Source organism: Halomonas sp. IOP_14 (assembly GCF_021021315.1).
GTDB classification, from domain to species: domain Bacteria; phylum Pseudomonadota; class Gammaproteobacteria; order Pseudomonadales; family Halomonadaceae; genus Vreelandella; species Vreelandella titanicae.
The window spans coordinates 12,705-27,714 of the sequence record NZ_JAINWD010000057.1 but is presented as its reverse complement, the minus strand read 5'-3'; the positions used below and the strand labels follow the sequence as shown (position 1 = coordinate 27,714).

12 protein-coding genes are annotated in these 15,010 nt (G+C 55.9%); 10 read left to right on the top strand and 2 right to left on the bottom strand.

Translation table 11 applies throughout. From position 1 onward, the window contains the following. Positions 1–53: 53 nt before the first annotated feature. Positions 54–836 carry a thiol:disulfide interchange protein DsbG gene (dsbG, locus tag K7H09_RS22870; RefSeq protein ID WP_039860598.1) on the bottom strand — a complete coding sequence of 261 codons (783 nt, stop codon included), beginning with the start codon at positions 834–836 and terminating at the stop codon, positions 54–56. A 219-nt stretch (positions 837–1,055) separates the two neighbouring features. Further along, a complete protein-coding gene (locus K7H09_RS22865; protein WP_230806121.1) occupies positions 1,056–2,822 on the bottom strand; it encodes a sugar phosphorylase in 1,767 nt (588 codons plus the stop codon). A gap of 211 nt (positions 2,823–3,033) precedes the next feature. Here K7H09_RS22865 and nrdR point away from each other — a divergent pair, with 211 nt between their 5' ends. The 10 genes from nrdR to K7H09_RS22815 all read left to right on the top strand — a co-directional run bounded on the left by nrdR (position 3,034) and on the right by K7H09_RS22815 (position 14,909). Next, entirely contained in the window at positions 3,034–3,525 is a 492-nt protein-coding gene (nrdR, locus tag K7H09_RS22860) for a transcriptional regulator NrdR (RefSeq protein ID WP_022519727.1), read from the top strand. Next, on the top strand, positions 3,522–4,697 hold the full coding sequence (gene ribD / locus K7H09_RS22855) for a bifunctional diaminohydroxyphosphoribosylaminopyrimidine deaminase/5-amino-6-(5-phosphoribosylamino)uracil reductase RibD (protein ID WP_230806119.1): 1,176 nt from the start codon (positions 3,522–3,524) through the stop codon (positions 4,695–4,697). The genes nrdR and ribD overlap by 4 nt, the downstream gene beginning before the upstream one ends. 87 nt (positions 4,698–4,784) lie before the next feature. Further along, positions 4,785–5,951, top strand: a complete 1,167-nt coding sequence (ribBA, locus tag K7H09_RS22850; protein WP_027958809.1) for a bifunctional 3,4-dihydroxy-2-butanone-4-phosphate synthase/GTP cyclohydrolase II — start codon at positions 4,785–4,787, stop codon at positions 5,949–5,951. A gap of 18 nt (positions 5,952–5,969) precedes the next feature. Beyond that, positions 5,970–6,458, top strand: a complete 489-nt coding sequence (ribH, locus tag K7H09_RS22845; RefSeq protein ID WP_007114490.1) for a 6,7-dimethyl-8-ribityllumazine synthase — start codon at positions 5,970–5,972, stop codon at positions 6,456–6,458. Beyond that, positions 6,455–6,949, top strand: coding sequence for a transcription antitermination factor NusB (gene nusB, locus K7H09_RS22840; protein WP_007114491.1), 495 nt, complete (start codon positions 6,455–6,457; stop codon positions 6,947–6,949). The genes ribH and nusB overlap by 4 nt, the downstream gene beginning before the upstream one ends. Positions 6,950–6,985: 36 nt before the next feature. Then, the gene (gene thiL, locus K7H09_RS22835) at positions 6,986–7,987 is read left to right on the top strand and encodes a thiamine-phosphate kinase (RefSeq protein ID WP_230806115.1); all 1,002 of its coding nucleotides are present in this window, start codon (positions 6,986–6,988) and stop codon (positions 7,985–7,987) included. Further along, on the top strand, positions 7,984–8,457 hold the full coding sequence (locus K7H09_RS22830; RefSeq protein WP_009288468.1) for a phosphatidylglycerophosphatase A family protein: 474 nt from the start codon (positions 7,984–7,986) through the stop codon (positions 8,455–8,457). The genes thiL and K7H09_RS22830 overlap by 4 nt, the downstream gene beginning before the upstream one ends. Before the next feature lie 165 nt (positions 8,458–8,622). Then, positions 8,623–9,879, top strand: a complete 1,257-nt coding sequence (locus tag K7H09_RS22825; protein ID WP_027958811.1) for a DUF945 family protein — start codon at positions 8,623–8,625, stop codon at positions 9,877–9,879. A 149-nt stretch (positions 9,880–10,028) separates the two neighbouring features. Next, on the top strand, positions 10,029–12,581 hold the full coding sequence (lon, locus tag K7H09_RS22820) for an endopeptidase La (RefSeq protein ID WP_027958812.1): 2,553 nt from the start codon (positions 10,029–10,031) through the stop codon (positions 12,579–12,581). A 162-nt stretch (positions 12,582–12,743) separates the two neighbouring features. Continuing rightward, entirely contained in the window at positions 12,744–14,909 is a 2,166-nt protein-coding gene (locus tag K7H09_RS22815) for a methyl-accepting chemotaxis protein (protein ID WP_041157914.1), read from the top strand. The last annotated feature ends 101 nt before the right edge of the window (positions 14,910–15,010 follow it).

The following is a 15,010-nucleotide window of genomic DNA, read 5'->3' as shown; positions in this document are numbered from 1 at the left end:
GCGAGGAGCGCAGCGACGCGGCAATCTCAGCTAGCGGTGGCAGGCTAAGTTCATCAAGGTGTTTCACTGCCCATCATCTCGATCAGCCGCTCATCACTGGGCATACCCTGAATACGGTCAAGACGCACGGCCCCGTTCTCTGTTTCACGCTGAAAAACGGAAGTGGGGGTTGCATATAGGCCCAGCTCTTCGAACAACTGGTTATTGGCGTACACCTGCTCTTCAATTTCTCTCGGTTGGGCACTAGCTTCGATTTCCTGCTGGCCGCTTTCATGGGCATACAGTGTCGCCGCTGGATCGTCGGCGCCGAGAATAGCGGCTGCTTTTCCAGGGCTGTCGGGTGCTAAGATACCTACCATGATATGGCGTAGCTGCACCTCACCTGCTTCCACCCAGGGGCGAACGTCTTGCCACATTTGACGGCAGTAGGGGCAGTTGGCATCCGTGAAGGTGTAAATCACCCGGGGGGCATCCACATTGCCGTCCTGTACCCAGTGGCTTTCGCTTAATAGCTGCCATGTTTGTGCCTCTAGCGGTGCACGTACATGCTCATCCAGTTGCGCTTCGGTAAGGTCATTCCCCTCATTATCCATTAGCGTACCCACCACGGCGTGCTCGCCATCCGGCGTCAGGTAAATCGCCATGTCCTGGCCCTGCACGCTGGCGCCGTAGCCGCGCAACCCTCCGGGGGCATCGAATTGACCATGAATTTCCAAGCCTTGGTCGGCAAGTGCCTGAATAGGGGCGGGGAGCTCATCGGCATAGCTCGCAGAGGTGCCGACCAATCCTGCCAGCAGGAGAAAACCACTTATGCCAGCGTGACGTTTTAAGTGCATTGCAGCGCCTTGTTTGAATAAGAGTGAGAGGCTAGAGATTTAATAACCGCCGCCTTAGTGCTGGCAATCCCTAAAATAATGCCGTGTTGCGATTATCGCAGCACAACATTATTTAGGGATTATGCGCTTTATAACTGGGGCAATATGTCGCAACTTACGGTTTTTGAAGTTTACGGTTTTTGAAACTTTAGATTTCTCAATGGTATTAACGAAATGGCATTAACGATCAGCTACCAGCCAGCGTACCGCGTATGGCGGTAGCGTGCCTTCGGGAATCCATGGGTTGCCAGGATCCAGCGCTTGCCAGGCGTGTTTTTCAAGTGCCTGGGTAACTGCCTCGCCCACGTTTTCTAAGGGAAGCGGCAGATCGGTGACGTTGTACAGCGCCAGTAATCGGCGGCCATCGTGCAGTGGGCCGCGCTCTACCGCCAGCAGTTCCGGTGCCGAGACTAACACCCGCTGGGCGGCATTGGGGTGAAAGCAGGGCTCTTGACGGCGCTGGTCTAATAGCCGGTTTAAGGCGTGAAAAACATCGTGGGTGGGCGTTGAAGGGCTATCTAACAGCAGGTCTAGCTCGCTACGCTGCCAGCGCCGGCGGTTGATCGAACGTAGCCGCCCACTGCGCTCAACGCCTTCCACGTCATTGAGTGTGCCAGTTAGGGTGTGAATATACAGCGCGGGGATACCTTGCAAACTCAGCATAATTGCTTGGCTGCATAGAAAACGCGCTACCTGCCACGGGTCGGGGCCGCGGCGGGTGCCGCGCATGGCTTCAAACCAGGTGATATTGATCTCATAGGGCGTATCGCTGCCATCGGGGTTGCTACGCATGCTGACAAAGCCTCCGAAACGGTGCATCAGCTCCAGCAGCGCATCCCGCTCGTGATCGGGCAATAAACCTTCCAAGGGGCGCACGCCAATGCCGTCGTGGCTGGCCGTAAAGTTGAGGTAGGTGCATTGGTCGGGCAGTACCGGAAGGCTGGCAAGCCAGGTTTGTAAGGTGCTCGCTTCGCCCCGGGTGAGGGTGTGCAATAGCAGCGGGGGGAGGGCAAACTGATACACCATATGGGCTTCGTCGGGGCCCCCCGCTGGCAACCGATCCAAGCCAAAATAACTGATATTTTCCTGGTGGGGCACATTGGTTTCGGTGATTAACAGGGTACCTGGGGCCACGTGATCCACAATCGCTCGTAGCAGCCGCACCACAGTGTGGGTTTCCGGCAGGTGAATGCAGGCAGTACCCAGCCGCTTCCACAGAAAGGCCACCGCATCCAAACGTACAATCCGCGTTCCTTGCTCCAGGTAGAACAGCAAAATACCCACGAACTCCAGCAGCACATCCGGATTTTCAAAGTTCAGGTCAAGCTGGTCTTCGGAGAACGTCGCCCACAGGTAGCGGGTGCCACGCCGGGTGGAAATGGGCACCAGCAGCGGGCTGCTGCGTGGGCGCACCACCTGGGAGACATCGGTCTCTGGATCGACTTCGATAAAGTAGTCGCGGCCGGGCAGGCTGCCGCTCAGGTAATCCACAAACCAGAGAGACTCCCGTGAGACGTGATTGAGCACCAGGTCGGCCATTAAGTCGTAATGGCTGGCGAGTTCGCGGATGTGCGACCAATCACCAAGATCGGGGTTCACTTCCCGGTAGTGGATCACCGAAAAGCCGTCGTCGCTGCTCCAGGGAAAGAAGGGCAGTACATGTACACCGCTGATGCGATCGCCCAACCGCGCTTGAAGAAAATCGCTAAGCACTGCCAACGGCGGCACACCATCTTCAATAATCGAGTCACCGTAGCTGATCACCCACTGATCTTTTTCGCTCCAAGAGGGTGCGTTTTTAGTGCTGGTTCTACCGGAGCTGGATGGAAATGGGGCAAGCGACTGAAAATGCGCTAGACGCTGGTTTAAACGGCGCTGCACTTCCCCCGCCCTGGGGCCATAAAGGTGGCTGAGGTAGTCGTTAACGGTCTGCTCAAAGGGGGGCATGGGTAGCTCCTGATAAACAATCTGCCACAAACGCTGCAGCTTGTGTGCCAAATCGTTACAATACGAGGTTGATACCGCGTTTAAACGCTAAGATACATTAGCTTGTGGCAGTTACTACTGCTAAAACGCTATTAATAGCACACACATTGACAGGTTATAACACGCTAACTCGTGCGGTACGCCGACACGAGCTGACAACAGGTTGACCGCCATGCATTGCCCTTTTTGTGGTGCAAACGATACTCGAGTGACTGATTCGCGCCTGGTAGCGGATGGTGATCAGGTACGCCGTCGACGCCAGTGTGCGAGCTGCCAAGAGCGCTTTACCACCTACGAAACCGCAGAATTGGTAATGCCGCGGGTGGTGAAGTCCGACGGCTCCCGCGAGAGCTTTAATGAAGCCAAACTGCGGGCAGGTATGTTGCGTGCGCTGGAAAAGCGTCCGGTCAGTGCAGAAGCCATTGAAGCGGCGGTAGAGCGCATCCGCCAAACCTTACGTGCCCGGGGCGATCGCGAAATCAACGCCCGTGATATTGGCGAGTCGGTCATGCAAGCGCTTAAAACCCTCGATCACGTAGCCTATATCCGCTTTGCTTCGGTATATCGCAAGTTCCAGGATCTGGATGAATTTCGCGCTGAAATTGACCGGCTGTCCCAAGAGCCCTCTTCCCGACTGGGCCATGGCAGCGAGTCGTCAAAATGAGTGCTGTCTTTAGCCAAGCCGACCACCGCTATATGGCGCGGGCGCTGCAACTGGCGCAAAAAGGCTTATACACCACGGATCCCAACCCGCGAGTCGGCTGTGTGATTGTGCGTGACGAGCAGATTGTCGGTGAAGGCTTTCACCTGTGTGCCGGTGAACCCCACGCCGAAATTCACGCGTTGAATGATGCTGGTGAGCAAGCCCTGGGCGCGACCGCGTACGTCACCCTGGAGCCTTGTTCCCACACCGGCCGCACTGGCCCCTGCGCGGTGGCGCTCCAGGAAGCGAAGGTGTCGCGGGTAGTGGTTGCCATGGTGGATCCGAACCCGCAGGTGAGTGGCCGCGGTATTCGTCTGCTTGAAGAGGCGGGTGTTGAGGTGGCGGTGGGGTTATTAGAGAGTGACGCGCGCGCTCTGAATCCCGGCTTTATTGCTCGCATGACCCAGCAGCGTCCCTTTGTGCGCCTGAAAATGGCGATGAGTCTAGATGGTCGTACCGCCATGGGGTCGGGGGAGTCTCAGTGGATCACCGGGCCTGAAGCACGCACCCAGGTGCAGCGGCTACGGGCACGCTCCAGCGCGATATTAAGCGGCGTTGAGTCGCTCATTATGGACGACTCTCGGCTGACGTTACGAGCAGAGCAGTTACAGCTTAACAACGCAGACGAAGTGGTTCGCCGCCAGCCCCTGCGGGTGGTTTTAGATACCCACTTGCGCCTACCTCTGGCGGCAGCCTGTTTAAGCGAGCCTGGGCGTACGCTAGTGATCACCACATCAGACCACTTGGAAGAGAAGCGGGAACGGTTAACTCAGGCGGGCGCTGAAGTACAGGTGTTACCCTCCGGTAGCGATGGCCGTATCGATTTAGTGGCAATGCTGCAGTGGTTAGCCGAAAATGAACAGGTTAATGAACTGCTGGTGGAAACCGGAGCGACATTGGCGGGCGCTATGCTCGATGCGGCGTTGGTCGATGAGCTACAGCTGTTTGTTGCCCCCACATTGTTAGGCGGCGAAGCACGGCCCCTTTTTGCGCTGCCAGGGCTCTCACGTATGGCCGATCAGCGGCGGTTAACCATTCACGATATGCGAGCAGTAGGGCGCGATTGGCGCATTATCGCATCCCCTCTAGCGACTAGCGCATCTGGCGAATTTTGCGAGAGCAAGGTACCCTGACGCGCAAAATCGTGACTCACTCTCGCGACACTCTTTCTCGATAACCTATCCTGACAAGCTATCGTGACAACACTTATTGGAGATTCCATGGCGCACCCCTCCTCTAGAGGCTTAGCCCCTATCGCCGAGCTGGTGGACGATATCCGCCAGGGCAAAATGGTGATTCTCATGGACGATGAGGATCGCGAAAATGAAGGTGATATCATCATGGCCGCCGAAAAAGTGCAGGCCGAGCATATCAACTTTATGGCCCGTTTCGCCCGCGGCTTGATCTGCATGCCGATGACTCGCGCCCGCTGTGAGCAGCTTAATCTGCCGCTAATGGTGCGTGATAACGGTTCCGGTTTTGGCACCAAGTTTACTCTCTCCATTGAGGCAACCGAAGGCGTCACGACGGGTATTTCAGCTGCAGATCGTGCGCGTACCGTGCAAGCCGCGGTGGCACCCAATGCAAAGCCCTCTGATATCGTTCAGCCAGGCCATATCTTTCCGCTGATGGCCGAGCCGGGCGGCGTGCTGCGCCGTGCCGGGCATACGGAAGCTTCGTGTGATTTGGCGGCACTGGCGGGCTGTGACCCTAGCGGTGTAATCTGCGAGATTATGAATGATGATGGCAGCATGGCGCGCCGCCCCGAGCTTGAAGCCTTCGCCCAGGAGCACGGTATTAAGATCGGTACCATCGCGGATCTGATTCACTACCGTATCGTTAACGAACAGACCATCGATCATCTGGAAGCGTCAACGGTCATGACCTCCCATGGCGAGCTTGAGCTGCACGTGTTCCGTGATCGTATCCAGGGCGCTCACCATTTGGCGTTGGTGAACGGTCAGCCCACGCCGGAACAGGCCACCACGGTGCGCGTGCATCTGACTGATACGCTGCGCGATGTAATGGGCTTGATGAAAGACGAACAGTGCCGCTGGGATGCCCATCGCGCGCTGGAAGAGATTGCCAGTGCCGCGCCAGGCGTGTTTGTGTTGATTGACGACGGCCGCCCGCACCAGGATTTGAAAGACCAACTGGATATCTTTTTGGATCGCGTGCGCCAGCCGCGTACCAGCGACTCCGACGGTGCCGGTAACTACTTGACCATCGGCACCGGTTCTCAGATTCTGCGCTATTTAGGCGTGGGTAAAATGCGATTACTTAGTTCACCGTGGAAGTTTTCGGCGCTGTCCGGCTTTGACCTCGAAGTCGTAGAGCGTCTGGGCCCTAATGACACGGCGTATGAACCAACTTCTCAGCAGAACTAATTCAGCAGGAATAAATTGATGCACTCCCTCACTCAAGTTGAAGGTACGTTTGTTGATGTCGATGGCCGCTATGTCATCGTGGTCGGCCGTTTTAACCATCACGTGGTCGATAGCCTGGTGGAAGGCGCCGTCGACAGCTTGACCCGTCACGGTGTCGACGCCGAGCATATCCACATTGTTCACGTGCCGGGCGCCTGGGAACTCCCGCTGGCGGTGAAGCGCGTGTTGAAGGTAATGAAACCCGACGCAGTGATTGCCCTGGGCGCGGTCATTCGCGGTGGCACACCGCATTTTGAATACGTGGCGGGCGGCTGCAATACGGCGATTAATCACCTGCAGCTTGAGTTTGATACCCCGGTGGCTAACGGCGTGTTAACCGTTGAAACCATTGAGCAAGCGATTGAGCGTGCAGGCACCAAGGCCGGTAACAAAGGCACCGAAGCTGCCATGGCCGCGATGGAAATGGTCTCTCTGCTCCGTGCGCTACCGTCAGGAGATACCCAATGAGCGAGCGTAAACCCTCTGCCGCTCAGCAGGGCCGCCACGCGGCGCGGGAATTAACGGTGCAGGGGCTTTATCAATGGCACATGACGGGTAAATCCATTACCACCATTGAAGCCGAGTTTCGTAGCCAGGTCGCCGACGATGACCTGGAAGATCACGAAAATTGGGTCAAGGTGATGGAGATCGCCGACAAGGCGCTGTTTCACGAGTTACTCCATAATACCGTGCGGTTCAAAGCGGAACTGGATCGTGAAATCTCTCCCCTGCTAGACCGCCGCTTAGAAGATCTCGATGCGGTAGAGTTGGCCATCCTACGGTTGGGCGCTTACGAGCTTTCCCGCCGCATGGAAGTACCTTATCGTGTCGTCATTAACGAAGGCGTTGAGCTGGCTAAGTCATTTGGCGCCACCGATGGCCATAAATACGTGAACGGCATTCTCGACAAGCTGGCTATTCGCTTGCGCAGTGCCGAGGTCAGCGCTCGTCGTCTCTGAACGCGAGCGGTATGACAATGCGTTTAAGGGGCCTTTGTGCTTGCCGAATTTGATTTGATTCGACGCTACTTTATGTCGTCGCAGGAGGCGTCGGCTGCGTCAAATGGCGTCACACTGGGATGTGGAGACGACGCCACGCTGCTGTTGCCGCAAGCAGGCCAACAGTTGGTCGTGAGCGTTGATACCTCGGTGGTGGATGTACACTTTCCCCGCGAAGCATCAGCATTTGCGGTGGGTCACCGTGCCTTGGCCGTTGCGCTGAGCGACCTGGCCGCCATGGGGGCGACTTCGCGTTGGTGTTTGATGGCGTTAACCCTTGATCAGCGCCAGTTTACCAATGATGAAGCCACCCATGCTTGGCTTACAGACTATGCGCGAGGCTTTCATACGCTTTGTCAGCAGCACGCCACCACGCTGGTGGGGGGCGATGTCACTTCCGGTGCGCTTTCCATAGGCGTTACTGTGATGGGTGAACTCCCGGTGGGCGAAGCCTTGACCCGTAGCGGTGCCCAGGTGGGAGATCTGATCGCTGTCACCGGTGCACTAGGTGGTGGGGCAGGCGGGCTGGCGCTTTGGCAGCAGGGCGAGCGCGATCTGGCGCATCCATTGTTAAGTCGCTACCTATTGCCACAACCGCGCTTAGCGGCGGGCCTGGCGTTGCGCGACTTAGCCACCGCTGCACTGGATATCTCCGATGGGCTACTGGCCGACTTGGCGCATATTCGCGACGCTTCGCAGGTCGGAGCCGTCATCGCGCTAGACGCCTTACCACTGGCGGACGAACTGGAAAGCTCCCTAGGTCGGGAAGCTGCACTAAAAGCGGCACTTTCCGGCGGGGATGATTACGAACTGCTTGTTACCCTCGGCGCTGACGACGTCGCAGAGGCGCAACAACGTTTAGCGCCATTGGGTCTCTCGCTGACCGTCATCGGCCACTGCAGTGAAGCGTTAGGCGTTACTGCCTCTGGCCAGAGTGAACTGAGTCGTTATGTCAGCGGCTATGCCGGCTGGCAGCATTTTAGTGGGGAAGCGCCATGAATCATGCACCGAAAAGTGTCTGGCGTCGCCCAACACATTTTTTTGCCTTCGGCTTGGGTAGCGGTGCTGTCCCTTGGGCGCCGGGTACCTTTGGCACGCTAGCGGCCATTCCGTTCTACTGGATGATGGCGGAACTGCCCCTGGGGTGGTACCTGAGTATTTGTTTTGTTGCCTTTATTGTCGGCGTTTGGCTATGTGATAAAACGTCCCACGATTTAGGGGTACACGATCACTCGGGTATCGTGTGGGACGAGTTTGTGGGTTACTGGCTAACCATGGCGGCGGTGCCTTTTTCGTGGGAGGCTGCGCTATGGGGATTTGTGGTATTTCGCATCTTCGATGTCTTTAAGCCCTGGCCGATTCGCTGGGCTGACCGCCGCGTGGCGGGCGGCTTTGGTATTATGATCGATGACGTGATGGCAGGGGCCTACGCCTGGAGTACTATGCACCTGTGGTTCTGGCTACACTAAACTTGGTAAGTGGTAAGTGGTAAGTGGTAAGTGGTAAGTGGTAAGTGGTAAGTGGTAAGTGGTAAGTGGTAAGTGGTAAGTGGTAAGTGGTAAATAGAGATCAGGAGCGGTTGATAACTTTTTTCGAGTGCATTGGCTGCAAGGCGTTGGCTTCAAGGAGGTAGCATGCGCAAGGAACGTCTGATTGTCCCCACGCTGGCGATTATAGCCGTAGTGTGGATGGCAGCGCAGCTACTCTCCAGTGTGCTGTTTGAGCGCAGTCTACGCCAAGCGCTCGAAGATCTGGAGGCGCGGGGCGAGTGGCGCGTCAATCGTACTGAGAGTCATCAAGGGTGGTTAAGCTCCCAAGGCAGGGTGATACTGTCACCGCTTTTGGGTCGACCCTGGCGCCTTGAGCTCACGTATAGCGCGCGGCACGGTATTTTAAGCACGGATGTCGAAGGCACCGTACTACCACGTCTCGATACCGTTCTGCAGCAAGCCGTGGGTGAGGTCACCGCCCCCTCTGTGCCGCGTTGGCAGGGGCGCTATCACACCCTTAGCGGTCATAGCGAATTGCGCCTTGCCCTTGCCCCCTTTGTGATTCAACAAAATGGCCGCGATTTAGCCGTCCGCGGTGGTCGGCTGCGCTTGGAAGGCGTGTTTGGCGATTGGCGACTACGCGCGTTATTTGATCAACTTACCCTGACCGACGGTATGGCCCAGCTTGCGATAGGCCCCACGGTGCTCGAAAGCCGCTATACTTATATTGATGATGCTTACCACTTTGCTCAACGCGATCACCTGCATATTGAAACGCTGACGCTCAGCTACCCCTCCTACGATATCCAGTTTTCACCTCTCGATCTAAACAGCCATATGGTGCTGGATGAGAGCGAACTCCGTATCAAAGGCGAGCTTGAAGTGGGCGATGTGATGGTGCCTTCTCAAGCGCCTGATATGCCGCTGCTCAATGGCCGCATAGAGATGGAGCTTTCGCGTTTGAATGCCGATGCGGTTCGCCACTTGATTCGCCGTTTGCGCCAGGAAGCCGCCTGGGGAGACGCTAGTCTACCTATGGCCGAAGGGTTGCTGGCCCGGTTGGAGCCGGATCTGCGCAAAGTGCTTAGCGACTCGCCACGTTTAGATGTCATGACCATCGCCATCGACAGTCCGCTGTTGGGTATTCGCCTGGATGCGGATGGCGCGCTGTTTTTTGATGCCCGCCAGTTGGATGAGCTGAGTGTGGTTAACCTCGACAAAAAGAAAGAGCAGGCGAAATGGCTGGAGCGTATTGATGGCGACTTTACCTGGCACGATGCGCCTACCGTCGCCGCATTATGGTTAGGCCTGCCCCTGGGTACTCGGGAGCTGCAGTTTGATGTGGTGCGTGGCGTTTGGCGTATCAATGGGCGCCCGATGCCCGAGCTTTGGCCTCAATAATTTTAAAAGAAAAGTTTACCTACGGTCGCAGGGAGCGCCGCTAAACTGACTGTTCTACTCGCGAAGGGTTGAAGTTTTGGCCCACTGCCCGCATTCCATGGACAACACTAGGCGGTTCTCACCGCCGGTATCGGTTCATTGGAGGACGCATGAGCGATCAGGATTACGAACACGACGCTGAACATCTTGATTGGCAACTTGATGATGAGCAGTCATCCACTACTGATGACACCCCCGGTAGTGAAGAGAGTAGTGAAGACAGTGGTGCAAACCACTCTAACGAACAGACTGAAAAAAGCTCTCAAGAGCCCGATAGTAAGCAGGGAGGAAGTGAGTACCGCTCAGACGGCGAGCGGGTAAACTCTCTGGTGCCCGCTAGCGAAATGCTGCCCGAACGCATTTACCTCCTGCCTATTCATAACCGGCCGTTCTTCCCCGCCCAGGTACAGCCGCTGGTGATTAATCGTGAGCGCTGGGAAGAGACCATGCGCCGTGTGGGTAACACGCCGCACCACACATTGGGTGTTGCCTTTGTGGGCGAGCAGGGTGTCACCTCCCTGGATCACGAAGGTTTCCCGGAGATCGGTACTGCGGTCAAAGTGCACAAACTTAAGGGCGAAGACGATCAGATTCAGTTTATCGCTCAAGGGCTTCAGCGCTTTAAAATTACCCGCTGGCTCTCCAAAGAGCCGCCTTACCTCGTCGAGGTGACCTACCCTAAAGAGCCGGTTGATGCGGAGAACGAAGAGACCCGCGCCTACGCCATGGCGATCATCAACGGCATTAAAGAGCTGCTGCCGATTAACCCGCTGTACGGTGAAGAACTCAAGCACTACCTCAACCGCTTTAGTCCTCATCAGCCGGGGCCGTTGACCGATTTTGCCGCCGCTATTACCTCCGCCAAAGGCCCCGAACTTCAGGATGTGCTGGCAACACTTTCGGTAGAAGAGCGGATGCAGAAAGTGCTGCCGCTGCTGCGAAAAGAGATCGATGTTGCGTTGCTACAGGGCGAGATCAGCGAGCAGGTAAACGCGCAAATGCAGGATCGCCAGCGCGAGTTCTTCCTGCGCGAGCAGCTCAAGGTCATCCAGCGTGAATTGGGTATCTCCAAAGGTGATCGAGAAAACGATGTAGATACCTTTAGAGCGCGTTTGGAGTCACTGGTAGTGCCCGAGCGTGTTCAATCGCGTATTGACGATGAGCTTAATAAGCTCAGCGTGTTGGAAACCGGTTCGCCGGAGTATGGCACCACGCGTAACTACCTGGATTGGTTAACCTCGCTGCCCTGGGGAGTGACCAGCCAGGATCAGTTGGATCTACCCCATGCCCGCCAGGTGCTGGATCGCGACCACGACGGTTTGAAAGACGTTAAAGAGCGTATTATCGAATTTCTGGCCGAGGGTACTTTCAAAGGCGACGTAGGCGGCTCGATTGTATTGTTGGTAGGCCCTCCTGGGGTAGGCAAAACCTCCATCGGACGTTCGATCGCCGAAGCCTTAGGGCGCCAGTTTTACCGTTTCTCAGTCGGTGGTATGCGCGATGAAGCGGAAATTAAAGGCCATCGGCGTACCTATGTGGGCGCTATGCCCGGCAAACTGGTGCAAGCCTTTAAAGAGGTCGAGGTCGAAAACCCCGTTATCATGCTGGATGAAATCGATAAGCTCGGGCAGTCCTTTCAGGGCGATCCAGCATCGGCGCTGCTGGAAGTACTTGATCCCGAACAGAACGTCGATTTCCTTGATCACTATCTTGATGTGCGCATGGACCTCTCCAAGGTGCTGTTTATCTGCACTGCCAACACGCTTGATTCGATTCCAGGGCCGCTGCTTGACCGTATGGAGCAGATCCGCCTCTCCGGTTATATCGCTGAAGAGAAGCTGGCGATTGCCAAGCACCACCTGTGGCCGAAGCTGCTCAAGCGCGACAACCTGACGAAAAAGAGGATCAGCCTCTCCGATGCGGCTTTAAAGCAGGTCATTGAAGGCTACGCCCGGGAAGCCGGAGTGCGCCAGCTGGAGAAGCAACTGCACCGCATTGTGCGTAAATCGGCCGTTAAACTGCTCGAAGAGGAGTCTGAAACGGTCAAGATATCAGTTAAAAACCTGGAGGAGTTCTTAGGTGCGCCGATTTTCCGTAAGGAGAAAGTGCTCACCGGCGAAGGGGTAGTGACCGGCCTGGCGTGGACTTCCATGGGGGGGGCAACATTGCCCATCGAAGCAGGCAAAGTACACTCACTGGATCGTGGTTTTAAACTGACCGGTAAGTTAGGCGAAGTGATGCAGGAGTCCGCCAATATCGCTTACAGCTATACCCTGGGCCACCTGCAGGAGTATGGTGCCGATACCGACTTCTTTGACTCGGCGTTTGTACACTTGCACGTACCCGAGGGCGCCACGCCGAAAGATGGCCCTTCGGCGGGTGTCACCATGACCACGGCGCTGCTCTCGCTGGCCAAGCACCATGCGATCGATAGGCCTTTGGCGATGACCGGCGAACTAACGTTAACCGGCCAAGTGCTCCCCGTTGGCGGTATTCGTGAGAAAGTCATTGCCGCGCGACGCAGCGATATTTTTGAATTGATTTTGCCCGACGCCAACAAGCGCGATTACGAAGAGTTGCCGGACTACCTGAAAGAGGGCATGACGGTGCACTTTGCCAAGCGCTACCGTGATGTGGCAGATGTCGTGTTTGGCCGAAAATAGAGCGTTGATTTTATTTGCAGCAATGGCTATTTAACCTTTTAAAGCGTCTTACGAGAGTAAGGCGCTTTTTTTACATTTGTTCACTGGTTTGCCGAGATGATCTATAGCGATAATGATCTATGCTTTTATAAAAATTAAGAATATCTAATTCTTGGAGAACTAATGCGCAATAACCAGCCCGTGACGCAGCGTGAGTATGTTCTGAGTGAGGAAGCGGTGCTTATTTCCCGCTCGGATTTAAAGGGCAATGTGACCTACGCCAACCCTACTTTTGTTGAGGTCAGTGGCTATAGCCGTGAAGAACTCATTGGCTCTCCCCATAACCTCCTTCGTCACCCTGATATGCCTGAAGCTGCTTACAAGGATTTCTGGAAAACCATCCAAGCGGGGACAACCTGGCAAGGCGTGGTTAAAAATCGGCGTAAAAATGGCGATCACTACTGGGTGAATGCCACCGTGGCGCCGCTGCGGGACGGTGAGCGCATCGTCGGCTACACTTCCGTGCGCCGCAAAGCGTCAGAAAAAGCCATTAACCAGGCAGAAAAAATCTATGCCGAGATTCGCGAAAAAGGTAAATCCCGCCACTACGCACTAGCCCATGGCACGCTGCGGCGTAAAGGCTTGACCGGAATGCTGTCGCGCTTTCAGTTCACTAGCCTGAAAGCCAAGCTCATCAGTATGGTGGTGGCGTCGCTGCTGCTACTCTGTCTTTCGGGTGGGTTGGGAGTCTCTGCGCTGTTACTCTCCGGCGAGCGGCTGGAAACCATTAATCGCTCAGGGTTGAGCGATGTCGCCTCGCTGCAGAATATCGAACGCTATATTGGTCAAACGGTTGGCACGCTGGAACCTGCGGTACGAAGCCCTCGTCGGGCTGACCTGGAGGCCGTCAACGCAGACATTGGCCAGTATACCGATGCCATGCAGACGCTGTGGGCGGGCTACTATGCGGATGCGACGGTCACTGATGAGACCGCCCAGGCTTTTGATAGTGCTCTGAATACCTGGATTGATGCGGTGCAAACCGCCCTTGTGGCGATTGAAGAGGGTAATGGGTTCGCGGCCTTTGAGGCCTTGAATGACGTGGTGGTGCCGACCACAGAGTCGCTGCGCGAGATGAACAGCACCTTGGTTGAGCAGGTGCGTGCCGATGCCGAATTGCTGGTGACCGAGGCACAAAGCGGGCGTCAGCAAATGCTGATAGCGCAGCTGGTGCTACTGGCGGTAGGCTTTTTAGTCATGATCGGCTTGAGTGTAATGATTCTGAAATCCGTGTTTCGCAGCTTGTCGGGCGCGCGGTATATCACTTTCCAAATTGCCGCGGGTAACTTGGCCGCCCGTGAACGTCGTCAAACTAACGACGAGTTGGGCGAGCTGCTCTACTCCCTGGACACCATGCGTTTTAGCCTCTCCAGCATCGTGGGCGATGTAGAGAATCGTGTCTCAGTGGTTACTCCGGCGATTCAGCAGATAGCCGCTGAAAATGAGGAACTCTCTTCGCGCACTGAGCAGCAGGCGTCGTCGCTTCAGCAGACCGCTTCGAGTATGGAGGAGATGACCTCGACGGTTCAGCAGAACACCGATAATGCCCGCCAGGCGACTGATCTGGCAGTGCAGAACGCTGCCAGCACCAAGGAAACCGGTCAGCAAATGCAAAAGCTGGTGGAGCGCATGCAGCGTATCGCCCAGAGTGCTGAAAAGATGACCGAGATGATCAGCGTGATCGACGGCATTGCCTTTCAAACTAATATTTTGGCACTCAACGCCTCGGTTGAGGCTGCGCGTGCTGGTGAACATGGACGCGGCTTTGCGGTAGTCGCCAGCGAAGTGCGCAATCTAGCTGGTCGCAGCGCAGATGCCGCCCAGGAAATTCGCAAGATGATTGATAGCACTACTCAGGAAGTCAGCGGTGGTCGTAGTGCGGTAGAGCAGGCGGAGCGGGCGATTGAGGAAGTCTCTCAGCAGGTGAGTCGAGTCAGTGAGCTGATGGAGTCGATCAGCACTGCGTCCAGCGAGCAGAGCAGTGGGATCGGTCAAATTAACTCGGCGATTGCCGAAATGGATCTTGTGACCCAGCAGAACGCTTCAAAAGTTCAGTCGATTGCGGCGTCAGCGGACAATCTCTCCCTCGAAGCCTTTGAACTCGCTAACGTGGTCGATGCATTCCGTTTGGAAGGCGCTCAAGACGAGAACATCAAAGAGGCGCGGGCGAAGTTACAGCGCGCCAACCAGGCACTCAGTAAAGCAACTCAGCAATTGACAGCCCCTTCAGAGCAGCGTGCTAAGACACCCGCAACACAGCCTCGCGCTGACCAGTGGGAAGCGTTTTAGCCCGGTAGACGACACTGTTAGGTGCTTGATTTCCCTTTATTCGGTTTTATGACATGCCACCCTTCGCGGTGGCATATTTCATGCATTACCTCTAATTGAAA

Coding starts and splice junctions, on each gene's coding strand:
- ribH (WP_007114490.1), top strand. CDS start 5,970: ATGCACTCCCTCACTCAAGTTGAAGGTACGTTTGTTGATGTCGATGGC.
- K7H09_RS22865 (WP_230806121.1), bottom strand. CDS start 2,822: ATGCCCCCCTTTGAGCAGACCGTTAACGACTACCTCAGCCACCTTTAT.
- K7H09_RS22825 (WP_027958811.1), top strand. CDS start 8,623: ATGCGCAAGGAACGTCTGATTGTCCCCACGCTGGCGATTATAGCCGTA.
- ribD (WP_230806119.1), top strand. CDS start 3,522: ATGAGTGCTGTCTTTAGCCAAGCCGACCACCGCTATATGGCGCGGGCG.
- dsbG (WP_039860598.1), bottom strand. CDS start 836: ATGCACTTAAAACGTCACGCTGGCATAAGTGGTTTTCTCCTGCTGGCA.
- K7H09_RS22830 (WP_009288468.1), top strand. CDS start 7,984: ATGAATCATGCACCGAAAAGTGTCTGGCGTCGCCCAACACATTTTTTT.
- nrdR (WP_022519727.1), top strand. CDS start 3,034: ATGCATTGCCCTTTTTGTGGTGCAAACGATACTCGAGTGACTGATTCG.
- nusB (WP_007114491.1), top strand. CDS start 6,455: ATGAGCGAGCGTAAACCCTCTGCCGCTCAGCAGGGCCGCCACGCGGCG.
- K7H09_RS22815 (WP_041157914.1), top strand. CDS start 12,744: ATGCGCAATAACCAGCCCGTGACGCAGCGTGAGTATGTTCTGAGTGAG.
- ribBA (WP_027958809.1), top strand. CDS start 4,785: ATGGCGCACCCCTCCTCTAGAGGCTTAGCCCCTATCGCCGAGCTGGTG.
- lon (WP_027958812.1), top strand. CDS start 10,029: ATGAGCGATCAGGATTACGAACACGACGCTGAACATCTTGATTGGCAA.